We start from the raw sequence: 14380 nt of genomic DNA, 5'->3' as shown, positions 1-14380 counted from the left end.
AAGAAGCAAATAAATACAAAAATAAAAATTAGATAAGAGTGATATATATGTTTGCAGAAGAAAGGCAAATGGAAATTGGGTTAATTCTACAAAAAACTGGTAGTATAAAAGTAAATGAGCTTTCAGAACACTTTGGTGTATCAGAAGCAACTGTAAGAAGAGATCTACAAGAAATGGAAGGTAAAAAATTACTTAGAAGAACGCATGGATGTGCCGTAAAGTCTGAAATAACAAATTTTGAACCAAGTTTTATGGAAAAAAAAGATGAAAAAAGCGATGAAAAATCATTAATTGCCAATTACGCAGCAAAGCTTATAAAAAATGGTGACACTATAGTTTTAGATTCAGGTACAACTACATTAGAAATAGCAAAAAATATAACAGCAGAAAATATAACCGTAATAACTAATTCAATAGATATCGCAGTAGAACTTTCAAGTAAAAATAGTATTGAATTAATTTTAACTGGTGGAGCATTAAGGATGAATACTAGAGCAATGGTAGGTTACATTTGTGAAGATATGCTTAGAAACTTTAGAGTAGATAAAGCTTTTATAGGAACAAATGGAATTTCTTTAACTGAAGGAATAACAACCCCTAATCTAGTTGAAGCTCAATGTAAAAAAGCAATGATAAACTCAGCATCAAAAGCAATAATTGTTGCGGACAGTTCAAAATTTGATATGGTTTGTTTTTCAGTGATTTGTCCAATAACAGATATATATTCAATAATAACAAGTGGAGATATTTCAGAAGAAATAATTAATGCATACAGTAACCAAGGAGTAAAAATTGAAATTATTAAAAGGGGGTGATGTGTTATGGTTATAACTGTAACATTAAATCCGGCAATGGATAAAACTTTATCAATAGATAACTTTAGCCTTGGAAATGTTAATAGAATATCAAAAATTAGATATGATATTGGAGGAAAAGGCATAAATGTGTCTAAGGTACTTAAAAACTTTGATATTGATTCCAATTGCACAGGGTTTTTAGGCGGAATTTGGAAAGAAACATTCAATTCAGAGCTTAATAAAAGAGGTATATCAAATAAATTTGTAAAAATTAATGATGATACAAGAACAAATACTAAGATAGTAGATTATTTAAATGAGACATATACAGATATCAATGAAGCAGGACCAAATGTAACTAAAAGTGAGATGAACCAGTTTCTTGAAAACTTTAAGGAATTATGTAAACAAGGTGATATAGTTGTTATATCAGGTGGAGTTAGCCCATCAATCTCCAAGGATATATATAGAAAATTAATTAAAATTGCTAAAGAACAGGGTGCATTTGTAATTTTAGATGCAGATGGAGAACTTCTAAAAGAGGGAATAAAGGAAAATCCAGATGTAATAAAACCAAATGAGCATGAACTTGAATTATTGCTGAATAAAAGTATAGAAAATGAAGACGCTATAATACAAGAATCAAAAAGATTAATAAATAATGGTATAGGTAAAATTCTTATATCTATGGGACATAGGGGTGCAATTTATGTAACAAAAAATTCAGTCAATTATTGTAAAGGTTTAAAAGTTCCAGTTAAAAGTACTGTAGGAGCTGGAGATTCAATGGTTGCAGCACTTGTATATAGCAAGATAAATAATTTTACAGACGAAGAAACATTAAAATATGCGGTTGCAAGTGGAACAGCAGCGGTTTGTCTTGAAGGAACAGATGCATGTACTATGGAACAGGTAAACGGTTACTTAGATCAATTAAACGTAGAAAGTAGGAGGTAAATATTATGTCAGTAAAAGAGATGTTTTCAGAAGATAGAGTTAATTTTGATTTAAAAGCAAGCAATAAAAATGAGGTATTAGATGAATTAATAGACATATTGGTTGATACTGGAAAGGTTATAGACAAAGATGTTTTTAAAAATGCAGTTTTAAAAAGAGAAGAGGAGTTTTCAACAGGAATTGGAATGGGAATAGCTATTCCACACGGAAAATCTAGTGCAGTTAAAGAAGCATCAATTGTATTTGGACTAAGTAAAAAAGGTATTGACTATAAATCTATGGATGATGAACCAGCACATTTGTTTTTTCTTATAGCAGTACCAGAAGAATCTAGTGATGTACATCTTAGGGCATTAAGCGAAATCTCAAGAAAATTAATGCATACAGAAACGAGAGAAGGAATCTATAATGCAAAAAGTTTTCATGAATTTATAAAAGTTTTTGAATAAGCCAAAGTTAGTTTTAAAAGTCTAAACAATGAAAAATCAAGGGGGGTTTAAAAATGAAAAAATTAGTAGCAGTAACTTCATGTCCAACTGGAATAGCACATACTTATATGGCAGCTGAAGCATTGCAAATGGCAGCAAAGGAAATGGGACACGAGATTAAAGTTGAAACTCAAGGATCAGTAGGGGCTGAAAATGTAATAACTGATAAGGAAGTAGCAGCAGCAGATGCAGTTATTATTGCAGCAGACACAAATGTAGATAAATCTAGATTTGCAGGAAAACCATTAATTGAAGTACCAGTTAAAGAAGCAATTAAAGATGCAAAAGGACTTATTGAACAGGCATTAGCAGCAAAACCAACAGAAAGAAAAGCAGATTCTAAGATGCCAGTAGTTGAAAAGAAAGAAAAATCGGGAGTATATAAACACTTAATGACAGGTGTATCCTTCATGATACCATTTGTTGCAGCAGGTGGATTACTAATAGCTTTAGGCTTTGCATTAGGTGGAATTTACGTTTTTGATTGCCCAGGAAGTGTTGCAGAAGCATTATTCGTAACAGGTAAAGGCGCATTTGCACTTATGCTTCCAGTACTAGCAGGTTATATAGCTTACTCAATTGCTGACAGACCAGGTATTGCAGCAGGTTTTGTAGGTGGTGCATTTGCATCCGGTGCCATTTATAGTGGACAATTTTTAGCTCATCCGCCAGCAAGTGGTACAAGTGGATTTTTAGGTGCTTTAGTTATGGGTTTTTTAGCAGGTTATTTAGTTTTAGGTTTAAAGAAAATAATTAAACTTCCAAAGACATTAGAAGGTTTGATGCCAGTTTTAATTTTACCACTAGTTTCAACAGCAATAATAGGTTTAGTATATTTATTTTTATTAGGTAATCCTCTTGTAGCTATAAACACAGGATTGCTAGCTTGGTTAAAAGGTCTTCAAGGAACAAACGCAGCACTACTTGGATTAATTCTTGGATGCATGATGGCATTTGATATGGGTGGTCCAGTTAATAAAGCAGCTTATGTTTTTGGTACTGGTACAATAGTTGCAGGTGGCTCTCCTATAATGGCAGCAGTTATGGTAGCTGGAATGACTCCTCCACTTGGAATAGCTTTAGCTTCAACAGTATTAGCTAAGAAAAAATTTACTGAAGCAGAAAGAGAAGCAGGAAAAGCAGCATGGGCACTTGGCTTATCATTTATAACAGAAGGTGCAATACCTTTTGCAGCAGGAGATCCATTAAGAGTAATACCTGCAAACATGATAGGTTCTGGAATTGCAGGAGCATTATCCATGATACTTGGTTGTAAACTTGCGGTTCCACATGGTGGAGTATGGGTTTTAGCAATTCCAAATGTTGTAACAAACCTTGGAGGATATTTAATAGCCTTAGTAGTAGGTACAGTAGTTTCAGGTGTTATTCTTTCAGTAATAAAGAAGGATATAGCTGAATAGAAAATTTATTACCCCCTATGCAATATGCATAGGGGGTAATTGATTTTTAATTAACAAAAAGCTTTTCAATTCCATACTTTTTGCATTTTAGAGCAACGGTTCTATGAGTTATTCCTAATGCTTTACCTGCCATATTATAACTTTTATACTTTTTCATAGCTAAGGTTATTATCTCTTTTTCATATTCCTCTAATTTTTTTAATTCACCATCTTCTCTAATCTTAATGAGACTGCTATTTTTAGGCTCCACATTAGTTATATAATTAGGCAAATCTTTATTAGTTATAATTGAATCATCACATAAATTAATTGACCTTTCTATAACATTTTCCAACTCTCTAATGTTACCAGGCCAATGATAACTTTGTAAAAATTGTTGGCATTCACTATCTATAGATTTTACAGGTTTATTAAGTCGAGTACTAATTCTATCGATAAAGTTTTCAACTAATAAATTTATATCTTCTTTTCTTTTTCTTAATGGTGGCAATGGAATGGTAATAACATTAAGTCTATAGTACAAATCTTCTCTAAACTCATTGGTATCAATCATTTCCTCAAGGTTTCTATTTGTAGCTGCAATTATTCTTACGTCTACAGTTTGAGTTAGCATACCACCTACGCTTTCAAACTCTCTTTCTTGGATAACTCTTAAAAGTTTTACTTGCATAGATTTAGGCATATCACCAATCTCATCAAGAAAAATAGTACCCCCATCAGCAATGTTAAACTTTCCAGGCTTACTTTTTGCTGCTCCTGTAAAAGCACCTTTTTCATAACCAAACATTTCACTTTCAAAAAGATTTTCAGGAATTGCAGCACAATTTATTCTCACAAAAGGTTTGTCTTTTCTTACACCATTATTATGGATAGACTTTGCAATTAATTCTTTACCAGTACCACTTTCACCCCTTATTAGGACAGTTGAAGTTGTTGAGGAAGCTTTGTCTGCGATAATTAGGGCATCTTTTAGAGACCTTGAAGCACCAATTATGTTAGAAAAATTTCCACTTAATTTTGTATGTCTTTTTAATTCTGATTTATAATAATTTAATTCTTCTTCTGATTTTTCTAACTTGTTTGCTATATCTTTAATCTCATTAACGGTTTTTGATATTGATATAACTCCTTTGAAATAAGAATCAATAAAAATTGGTTCTACAGTAGAAATTATGGCAACATCATTTTTATTGTAAAGTCTATTTTCTATGGGTTTTTTAGAATTAAAAACCTTCATTCTATATCCGTTTGGTGAAATTTCATTAACATCTTTACCTAATATATCGGATGATTTAAGACCGAAGTTTTTTTCGTAAGCTGGATTTACATAACTTATCTTTCTGTGTTCGTCTATAAAACAAATTAAATCATGAGAAGTTTCCAGTATTTTTTTGAACTTTTCATTGAGTTCTCTCATTCCGATGAGTTCAGAAACATCTTGAAATACACCAATGGCACCAATTATTTCACCATCCAAAACAATAGGTGACCTATTTGCTATAACCACCTTATTGTTGATGTGTTGCATTTTACCTACTTGTTTTTTTGCAAGCTTCATTACTGAAGGTAACTCTGAGGTTGGAATTATTTCGTTAACAGGTCTTCCTAGAACCTCTTCATTGTTTTTTTCAACAAGATCTAAAGCATATTCATTCATAAAGGTAATATAAGAATTTGCATCTATTACAAGTATGCCCATTGGTATGCTTTCTAGAATTTGTTCATTTGCAATGGCATTTTGTTCTATTATGGCATCTAATTTTGAAATTGGGGTTTCATTTTTTTCTAAACCAGTTGTTATGAAATCACAAAGTTCTAAAACTGATTTTTGACCATCAAGAGTGTCTTCTTTGCATGAAACTTCAATTAATTCTCCATTTTGTATTTTTTGAGATACTAATGCTAACATACTTACAGCCATTGGTTCACCGGCATCAATTTTTTTAATATATAGATTTATATTATATATGCTTTTAATTTCAGAAGCTTTATGCACAATCATGGCAGCAATTCTTGTGTGAATTCCATTTTTACAATTTACGACAATACAATTTCTAAACATAAAAATCTCCTTATATATATGTTGATAAAAAATATCAAATGTAAAAATTAAGTTGATATTTTTTATCAACTTAATTTTACTCTTTATTTTAGGCTAAAGCTAGAGGTTTTATTAATATAATCCAAACATAAGTTGATAAAATTTATCAACTTATGTTATGTATAATTTACATGAAAAATAAAAATACTAATGATTTAAAGGGGTTTCAAGATAAATAAAGTTTTTGGCACGATTATTGCTATATATATTAATAGATAAAATAAGTTAGTCGATTTTAGGAGGAATAAGGATGAAAAAAGGAATTGCAGCTTCAAAAGGATATGCTATTGGACATGTGTTTGTAAAAACAACAAACGAAGTAAAAATTACTGAAACTAAAATAGATGATATAGATGCTGAAAAAGCAAGATTAAAAAATGCTGTTGAATCTTCAAGAAAACAATTAACAGCAATAAAGGAAAAAGCAGAAAAAGAAATAGGTGCTGACAAAGCAGCCGTATTTGAAAGTCATATAATGCTTTTAGATGATCCAGAATTTACTGGAGCAATGGAAACTGGTGTTGAGACAAACTCAGTTAATGCAGAAAAAGCTGTTTCAGACGTTATAGATATGTATGCAGCTATATTTGAAGGCATGGAAGATGAATATATGAAAGAAAGAGGAGCAGACGTAAAAGATGTTGGTAAAAGAGTTATAGCTAATCTTTCTGGAAATGCTGATGGAGGAATGGAAAATTTAGAAGAAAACACAGTAATAGTTGCTCATGATTTAACACCATCAGATACAGCACAACTTGATAAAACTAAAGTAATAGGATTTTTAACAAATATAGGTGGAAGAACTTCTCATAGTGCAATAATGGCAAGAACTCTTGAGATCCCAGCTGTTGTTGGATTAAATGATATAACTGAAAGTGTAAAAAATGGAGACTTTATTATTGTAGATGGAGCAGAAGGATTTGCAATAATAAACCCAGATGAAGCTACAGTAAAAGAATATACTGAGAAGAAGAAGAAATATGAAGAAGAAAAAGAAGAACTTAAAAAATTAATAAATCATGAAACTGTAACAAAAGCTGGAAAACGTGTAGAAGTTTGTGGAAACATAGGTAAAGCAAAAGATGTTGATACAGTTTTAGCTAATGGTGGAGACGGTGTAGGTTTATTCAGAACAGAATTCTTATATATGGATAGAGACTCAATGCCAACAGAAGATGAACAATTTGAAGCTTATAAATATGTAACAGAGAAAATGGGCAAAAAGCCTGTTGTTATAAGAACACTAGATATAGGTGGAGATAAAAAACTTCCATATCTTCCATTACCAGAAGAAATGAATCCGTTCCTTGGATTTAGAGCAATAAGATTATGTCTTGGAAGAAAAGATATATTTAAGGTTCAACTTAGAGCGCTACTTAGAGCGTCTGTATTTGGTAATCTTAAGATAATGTTCCCAATGATATCTTCAATAGGAGAGTTTTTAGAAGCTAAAGAAGTATTAAAGGAATGTATGGGAGAGCTTAAAGCAGAAGGAAAAGCATATAATGAAAAGATTGATACTGGAATAATGGTAGAAATACCAGCAGCTGCTGTAATGGCAGATGAACTTGCAAAACATGTTGATTTCTTTAGTATAGGAACTAATGACTTAATTCAATATACAATTGCAGCGGATAGAATGAATGAAAATGTTTCATATCTATATAACCCAATGCATCCAGCAGTTTTAAGACTTATAAAAATGACAATAGAAGCTGCCCATAAAGAAGGTAAATGGTGCGGAATGTGTGGAGAAATGGCTGGAGATGAAAAAGCTATTCCAACTCTTGTGGAATATGGTTTAGATGAATTCTCAATGAGTGCATCTTCTATACTAAACGCTAAGAAATATATAATGAACAACTAATTTTAAATTCGTTTTCTGATTTTATATTTTTATATATGATTAAAATGACACAGCATTTTTTGCTGTGTCATTTTTTATACTTATAAATATACTAAATAAAATGCATATACAATATTATTACATATATGCGATAATAAACTGTATACAAATTTTAATTACAACAAAAGGTGATAAATAATATGAATAAATCTCAAAAATACTACAACAAAGCATTAGATTATTATCAAAATGGTTATATTGAAAAAGCATTAGAATATTGTGAAAAAAGTATTTCTTCAAATATCAAAAATAAGGCTGCTATCGATCTTAAAGGTATTTTATGTTATTTAAAAGGTGAACTTAACGAGGCTAAAGCATTGTGGAAATTGAATTCTAGAGAGAACAATGATAGTGTTGCTGAAAAATATTTAGAAGGAATTAAAAATGATGAAGAGAGATTCAAACTCTATGTTAAAGCGGTAAAACTTATTGAAAATGTAGAAATAAAAAAAGCATTGGAACTTCTTAAAAGATGTGCAGAAAGCGATTATAATAGTATTAACGTAAATAATTATTTATGTATTTGCTATATGAAAACAGGAGATTTTGACAAATCTATAAACAGTTTAGAAAAGGTTCTAGCTATAGATGTAAAAAACCAAATTGCATTAGAAAATAAAAAAAATCTAATTAAATATGGAGTAATAAAAGATAAGAAGAGTCCTAAAAAAGTTATGTTTTTAATTGGAATTATAGTTGCTATTATAATATGTATTTATGGTGTAAAAACAATAAAGTTTACAAATGATAAAGTTAAAATAAGCAGTAATAAAAAGATAAATACCGTAGTTAAAGAGAAAAATAAAATTAGCAAAAAAACTAAAAATAAGATAAATAAAATTCCAGAAGAGAAAAAGGATTTTCCATATGATGATTTTAAAAATGTTTTATCAAATAAAGACTTCGAAAAATTATATGATTATTTAAATCAATGGAAAAGTGAAAATCTGGATACTAATAGTAAAGTTTTGTTATCTGAGGGTGAGGAAAGTTTAAAAAGCAAAGGCGTAATTTATTTTTATAAGAAAGCCACGGATTTTTATAATAACAAAGATTACTCAAAAGCCACAGATGAATATTTAAAAGCATATGAATATGGGGAGGGAAGTTATTTAATGCCTCATATAATATATTTTACAGGGAGCAGTTTTCAAAATTTAAATGACTATGAAAATGCACTTAAATATTATGGTATTTACGATTCCGCTTATAGGAGTGGGGATTATGAAGAAACTGTATTATATGAAATGGCAATGATTAATAAAAATTTAGATATTAATAAAGCAGAAGCATATGCAAATCGTCTTTCTAACGAATATCCAAAATCAATTTATAATAATTCCAACATAAAAAGTATAATTGATGGGAATAAATAAACTTATGAAAATAATTTAGATATACGTGTTGATAATTCAAGAAACATGTAGTACAATTAAATCACATACAATTTAATTATTTGAAACAACTGATTTATTGACTAGTTAAAGGTTAAACAATATAATTAAAGTAAAAAATATACCTATAAAGTATATATTTAAGGAGGATATTTATGGTTAATGAAGTTAAGGATGCAAATTTTAATGATGAAATTAGTAAGGGTACTGTTGTAGTGGATTTTTGGGCTACATGGTGTGGACCATGCAAAATGTTAGGACCTGTTATAGAAGAACTTTCAGAGGATTTATCTGAAAAAGCTAAATTTGTCAAAGTTAATGTAGATGAAAATCCAGCTACTGCAAGCCATTATAAAATAGCAAGTATTCCTACACTTCTTGTATTTAAAGATGGAGATATAGCTGAAACTTTAGTTGGGTTCAGACCTAAGGCTGCATTAAAAGAAGTATTAGAGAAATATGTATAAAATTATTCATAATATGTAGAGATTGCCAAGTAACGATTAAAGATTTTTACTGTACTACGTGAGTAAAAAGATTAAAGATTGCCAGAATGGCAAGATGAAAGAATTAACGTTAATTTCGTTAATAATGAGAGAATTTGCTTTCAGCAAAAGGTAATCATAAGGATTTTTTGTAGTTTTGCATGTGAAAAATTTTGAACTTAATTCTACAATATAAAGTGTAGTGGCATTCATTTTGTATCCTGTTACGTTAGTAACTTCTCTCACCTTTGACGGATTTAGCATCGTCAATTCTTCCATCTAGCTGAAGGCTATCTTTAATCTTTTTATCTAGCTTTAGCTATGATAAAATCTTTAACTAATACTTGGCGATTTTTTACTATTAGATTATTTAATTTTTGGTATAATGGAGGTATTATTTATGGAAGAAAGATATGATATAGCGATAATAGGAAGTGGTCCAGCAGGTCTTTCTGCTGCTATAAATGCAAAGATTAGAAATAAAAAATATATTTTGTTTGGAACTAAAAATTTAAGCTTTAAGATTAAAAAGGCTCCTAAGGTAAATAATTATCTAGGATTTTATGATATTACAGGGGAAGAATTAGGAACAAAATTTAAAGAACATATAGAAAATATGGGAGTAAACATAACTGAAGAAAGAGTGAATGCAGTTTATGCCATGGGAGATTATTTCACACTTATGGTCAATGATAAAGCTTATGAGTCAAAGACACTTATTATTGCATCAGGAATGGAATTTAGTAAACCATTAAAAGGTGAAGAAGAACTTATTGGTAAAGGTGTTGGATATTGTGCAACTTGTGATGCTCCACTTTATAAGGGAAAAACAGCAACTATAGTTGCTTATACAAAAGAAGCAGAAAGTGATGCAAATTATGTAAGTGAGCTTGTATCAAAGCTTTATTATGTACCTTTGTACAGAGAAACTGTTGAGGTAAACAGTAATATACAAATAATAAATGATAGACCTTTAGAAATACTTGGAGATGAGAAGGTAGAAAAACTGCAGCTAAAAAATTCTGAGATATCGACAGATGCAGTATTTATTTTAAAAGACAGTGTAGCACCAGCTCAATTAGTACCAGGTTTGTTAGTAGAGGACGGACATATAAAAGCTGATAGGAAAATGCTTACAAATATAGAGGGATGTTATGCTGCAGGAGATTGTACTGGAAAACCTTATCAGTATTTGAAAAGTGCGGGAGAAGGTCAAGTGGCAGCGCTTAATGCAATAGAATATTTGGATACACGTAAATAAAATATATTCTTATTAAGATGTTATGACTTATAATATAAAGAAAATGCGAAACAAAGACTAAAGATTTTTACTCTACTAAGTGAGTAAAAAGGTTAAAGATTGCCTTTGCGGCAAGATGGAAGCATTAACGATAACACCGTTAATGGTGATAGAATTTGCTTTCAGCAAACAGCTATGGATGATTTTTCTTCGCTATACTGCGAAAAATCTTTGAACTTAAATTTATAATCTAAAGTATTATGGCCTCATTTTTTGACCGAAGGTCGTATCTCGAGCTTAAACTTTGCGTAGTACTAAAAACTTAAGTAGATACTGTTTCCATAAGGCTTCGCCTAAAAACAAAACCTACGGTTTAAAAAATATAAGTCCAATTACTTTAAACTATGAAATTCATCTTTTACCGGATGCGTCAGTAACTTCTCTCACTTTTGACGGCATTAGTCTCGTCAAAGCTTTCATCTAGCTTTAGCTATGATAAAATTCTTTAGTCTTTACTTCGCAATTTCTAACTATTATGCTATAACACTATATCAACTAATTAATAAGCCACAAAAAAAACATGGTTGCCTATTGGTTTGACATTATATTTTTTTATTGTATCCATCCAAGTCGAACTAGATGTTTTCGGATTGTAAAAGAATAATGCACTAGAAGTAGGATCTTTACCATTAAGTGCATCATAAACTGCATCATAACAAGATTTGTTAGGTGCAGCATCTATCCTTCCATCTACAACGCATGAGAAAGCGTATCTTTGTTTTACAACACCGTCTATGCTTTTAGGAAATTGATTATTTTTTAATCTGTTAAGTATTACAGAGGCTACAGCTACTTTTCCTTCATATGGTTCAGCGTTACTTTCCTTATAAACTACTTTTGCCATTAAATCTATATCTTGATTTGTAATGGTAAACGCTCTTCCATCATGATTAAAAACTTCAACAGTATCTGAATTCTGTTTATATAAATTCGTTGAGCCTCTGTTTACATAAGGTGGAGACCCACCATTATTATAAGTAACGTTTTTGCTTAATACTTGTGCATTGGAAATACTCGGTGGCAACATACCTAAAAATGATATACATAAAACAGCCCAAATAAATTTTTTCATTTAAACTCCTCCTTTTATTACGAGGTTAGCTGACGGGTTCGGTAAAGGCATAACCTACACTTAAAAGTGATTCACCCCAAAATATGGTTTCCCCGTATGACTTAGGCTATTGATATTATTCCCTATATAAAAAAACATATGCAAAAATAAAAAAAATTTCATTTGGAATTATCATTAATAATTTTATTAAAGTTATCTTTTAGTGAAGAAAAATCTTTATTCATATTAGTTAATTTAGAATTGCAATCCTTGTATAAATCCGATAAATCAGAGTTATCATCTGAATTAGAAATCTGTTTTTCTTCTTTTTTCACTGATAAAGCAAAGCTCTTAAGATAAGAATTATAGTCATCTAGTACTTTCTTAAAATCATTGTAAATGCTAATTTTATCTTCAGGAATATTTATTGCTGAAAACTCTTCAATTAAGTCATTAAGGCTATTTTGATTTTTTGTATCCTTTGATAGAACATCAGAATAGGTCATCTTATTTTTTCTTGCACATTCTACATAATAGTATAAATTACATTTTATAGTGCTGAATTTATCAAGTACATTTTGAAGATTATTTTGGAACTCCAAATTTTGCGTACTGACAATTTCATCATCCTTTTTTTTATTTGCAAGTAGAGAGATATAGTTTGAAGTATTATTAAGTAAGGTATCGTTTTGTTTAGGTAAACGAAACGAATTATTTTGGGATTGTATCTTATTATAGAAAGAATTACATTTGTTTTTATAAACCATTAAATTTTTTAATGATATATTTACGTCAGATGAATTAGGATTGTTTATTATTGCAAGAAGTTGCTTATACATTAATGTGTTAAAGCTAACTCCATTTCTTAAATTAATAAAAACATCATTATATTTATTATCGGTATGATAATTTTTTATATCTGCATTTAAATTTGAAAGTGAATTTATTGCTTTTGGTAGAAAGCTTTTTGCATTTTTAACATTGATGGTTTGTCCATTAACAATAGAGTAATTAATTTCATTAATTTTGTTGATTTTGTTCACATATGTACTAAGCTGATTTCTACACTTATAATATTGATTTAAAACGAATATATTAAAAATCATAAATATAAGTACAAATATTGTAAAAGTGATAGTAGCTGATAAAATAGCTATTTTTTTAAATTTAGTATCTAACATAATTCTCCCCATCCTAATTTATGAAATAAAATTTTTTGTTACGTAGTAGTAATAAATTGCGAAGCACGGGTTAAAGCTTTTTACTCTACTGCGTGAGTAAAAAGGTGAAAGATTGCCAGAGTGGCAAGATTAAAGAATTAACGGTAATGCCGTCAATTCTTCCATCTAGCCGAAGGCTTTCTTTAATCTTTACTTCGCAATCTCTAGCTATTACGATAAACACAACACAAGTCTAGATCTTTAACAAAGATTAAACTTTAATTTATATATACTTATAAATTAAAAATATATGATATGAAAATAAAAATTTTAACTAATTCCAGTTCCTACTGTGTATAATTTAAGATTATTATTAACCTCCTCAACTCCAGGTATAGACTGTAAAAGAGTTACCAATGCATCAAAATCTTCTTTTTTTTCTGCATAACCAGTTAAATTGACTTTCCCACGTATAACAATAGCGGATATATCATTGACATTAATTTTTGATTGCATAAGAGCCATATTGATATCATTTGTAAGGGATGTGTCATCCTTGAAAGCTGTTAATTTAATAGTGCTCACAACATCTCTAATCCCAAATGTTTTATTAGCCTCATTGATAGCAAGCTGTCTATCTCTTTCAGTTAAAACCTTTCCAACGAGAAGAGCACTGCCACCTGAAACTTTTCCACTTACTCCTAAAAGTCTCTCCTTGAATGTGCTGTTTCTTAAATTATCATTAAGAAGTCTAGTTAGTTCCTTATCACTTTCACCGCCATCTAGAGAAATTATTATGTTATTTTTAACCTCAGTTACCCCTTCAACTTTATATGCGATTCTTTCGGCATTTTCCTTTTCTGCTAATACATTTGTAAATCCATCAAGGCTTACAATTCCATTCACTGATTTGATTTTTATATCTTGTGAGGTGTATTTCATGGATCTTATTAATTCTGATTTTATGGAAGTTACTATTCTTTGATCATTAACTGGTTCATTCATAAAGACATCACCTTTCTTATTGTATATATTAGGATGTTGAATAAATAAGCTTTTTACATAGTAGTTAGATACTTCGAAGTACGGGCGAATGGTTTTCACCTGTGCTTCGCGGTGAAAAGGCTATGGATGATTTTTCTCCGCTATGCTGCAAAAAATCTTTGAATTAATAAGTTATAATCTAAAGTATTTTGTTATTCATTTTTTGACCGAAGGTCGATAGTTTTCAATGAATAAGTATTTATTAACATATTAAACTGTTATTTAAGTGCCAAAGAGCAAAACCTACGGTTAAAATACATAGTAGAGTTGTCTCTA

General features: G+C 30.0%; 14 protein-coding genes and 1 riboswitch. Of the genes, 9 read left to right on the top strand and 5 right to left on the bottom strand.

What is annotated here, in order from left to right; all coding sequences use genetic code 11:
• Positions 1-47: 47 nt before the first annotated feature.
• From B8978_RS18660 to B8978_RS18645, 4 genes are read left to right on the top strand one after another with little or no spacing between them, the layout of a single operon-like run.
• Positions 48-815 carry a DeoR/GlpR family DNA-binding transcription regulator gene (locus tag B8978_RS18660; RefSeq protein ID WP_084117796.1) on the top strand — a complete coding sequence of 256 codons (768 nt, stop codon included), beginning with the start codon at positions 48-50 and terminating at the stop codon, positions 813-815.
• A 6-nt stretch (positions 816-821) separates the two neighbouring features.
• Positions 822-1754 (top strand): 1-phosphofructokinase, encoded by a 933-nt coding sequence (gene pfkB, locus B8978_RS18655; protein ID WP_084117795.1) that lies wholly within the window; start codon positions 822-824, stop codon positions 1752-1754.
• A gap of 5 nt (positions 1755-1759) precedes the next feature.
• On the top strand, positions 1760-2203 hold the full coding sequence (locus B8978_RS18650; protein WP_084117794.1) for a PTS sugar transporter subunit IIA: 444 nt from the start codon (positions 1760-1762) through the stop codon (positions 2201-2203).
• A gap of 53 nt (positions 2204-2256) precedes the next feature.
• Positions 2257-3663, top strand: a complete 1407-nt coding sequence (locus tag B8978_RS18645; RefSeq protein ID WP_084117793.1) for a PTS fructose transporter subunit IIC — start codon at positions 2257-2259, stop codon at positions 3661-3663.
• A 46-nt stretch (positions 3664-3709) separates the two neighbouring features.
• On the opposite strand, the gene B8978_RS18640 is transcribed toward B8978_RS18645, so the two are convergent.
• Entirely contained in the window at positions 3710-5725 is a 2016-nt protein-coding gene (locus tag B8978_RS18640) for a sigma 54-interacting transcriptional regulator (protein WP_084117792.1), read from the bottom strand.
• 289 nt (positions 5726-6014) lie between these two features.
• Here B8978_RS18640 and ptsP point away from each other — a divergent pair, with 289 nt between their 5' ends.
• The 3 genes from ptsP to trxA all read left to right on the top strand — a co-directional run bounded on the left by ptsP (position 6015) and on the right by trxA (position 9531).
• Positions 6015-7631, top strand: coding sequence for a phosphoenolpyruvate--protein phosphotransferase (gene ptsP, locus B8978_RS18635; RefSeq protein ID WP_084117791.1), 1617 nt, complete (start codon positions 6015-6017; stop codon positions 7629-7631).
• 179 nt (positions 7632-7810) lie between these two features.
• Positions 7811-9046 carry a tetratricopeptide repeat protein gene (locus B8978_RS18630; protein WP_084117790.1) on the top strand — a complete coding sequence of 412 codons (1236 nt, stop codon included), beginning with the start codon at positions 7811-7813 and terminating at the stop codon, positions 9044-9046.
• Between the two features lie 173 nt (positions 9047-9219).
• Positions 9220-9531 (top strand): thioredoxin, encoded by a 312-nt coding sequence (gene trxA / locus B8978_RS18625; RefSeq protein WP_084117789.1) that lies wholly within the window; start codon positions 9220-9222, stop codon positions 9529-9531.
• Positions 9532-9585: 54 nt separating this feature from the next.
• On the opposite strand, the gene B8978_RS19570 is transcribed toward trxA, so the two are convergent.
• On the bottom strand, positions 9586-9828 hold the full coding sequence (locus B8978_RS19570) for a hypothetical protein (protein WP_139796098.1): 243 nt from the start codon (positions 9826-9828) through the stop codon (positions 9586-9588).
• A 121-nt stretch (positions 9829-9949) separates the two neighbouring features.
• Here B8978_RS19570 and B8978_RS18620 point away from each other — a divergent pair, with 121 nt between their 5' ends.
• Entirely contained in the window at positions 9950-10810 is an 861-nt protein-coding gene (locus B8978_RS18620; RefSeq protein WP_084117788.1) for an NAD(P)/FAD-dependent oxidoreductase, read from the top strand.
• Between the two features lie 538 nt (positions 10811-11348).
• Here the strand turns inward: B8978_RS18620 and B8978_RS18615 are convergent.
• Both B8978_RS18615 and B8978_RS18610 read right to left on the bottom strand, forming a co-directional pair.
• Positions 11349-11921, bottom strand: a complete 573-nt coding sequence (locus B8978_RS18615; protein ID WP_084117787.1) for a cell wall hydrolase — start codon at positions 11919-11921, stop codon at positions 11349-11351.
• 3 nt (positions 11922-11924) lie between these two features.
• Positions 11925-12047: riboswitch (cyclic di-AMP (ydaO/yuaA leader) on the bottom strand.
• A gap of 32 nt (positions 12048-12079) precedes the next feature.
• Positions 12080-13081, bottom strand: a complete 1002-nt coding sequence (locus B8978_RS18610; protein ID WP_084117786.1) for a hypothetical protein — start codon at positions 13079-13081, stop codon at positions 12080-12082.
• A gap of 104 nt (positions 13082-13185) precedes the next feature.
• On the opposite strand from B8978_RS18610, the gene B8978_RS20440 reads away from it, so the two are divergent.
• Positions 13186-13317, top strand: a complete 132-nt coding sequence (locus B8978_RS20440; RefSeq protein WP_278327295.1) for a hypothetical protein — start codon at positions 13186-13188, stop codon at positions 13315-13317.
• Between the two features lie 73 nt (positions 13318-13390).
• Here the strand turns inward: B8978_RS20440 and B8978_RS18605 are convergent, their stop codons facing one another.
• The gene (locus B8978_RS18605; RefSeq protein WP_084117785.1) at positions 13391-14065 is read right to left on the bottom strand and encodes a BON domain-containing protein; all 675 of its coding nucleotides are present in this window, start codon (positions 14063-14065) and stop codon (positions 13391-13393) included.
• Positions 14066-14380 lie beyond the last annotated feature (315 nt).

It is taken from the genome of Clostridium acidisoli DSM 12555 (assembly GCF_900176305.1).
In the GTDB taxonomy this organism is placed as follows: Bacteria; Bacillota; Clostridia; order Clostridiales; family Clostridiaceae; genus Clostridium_I; species Clostridium_I acidisoli.
This window is presented reverse-complemented; position numbering and strand designations above follow the sequence as displayed.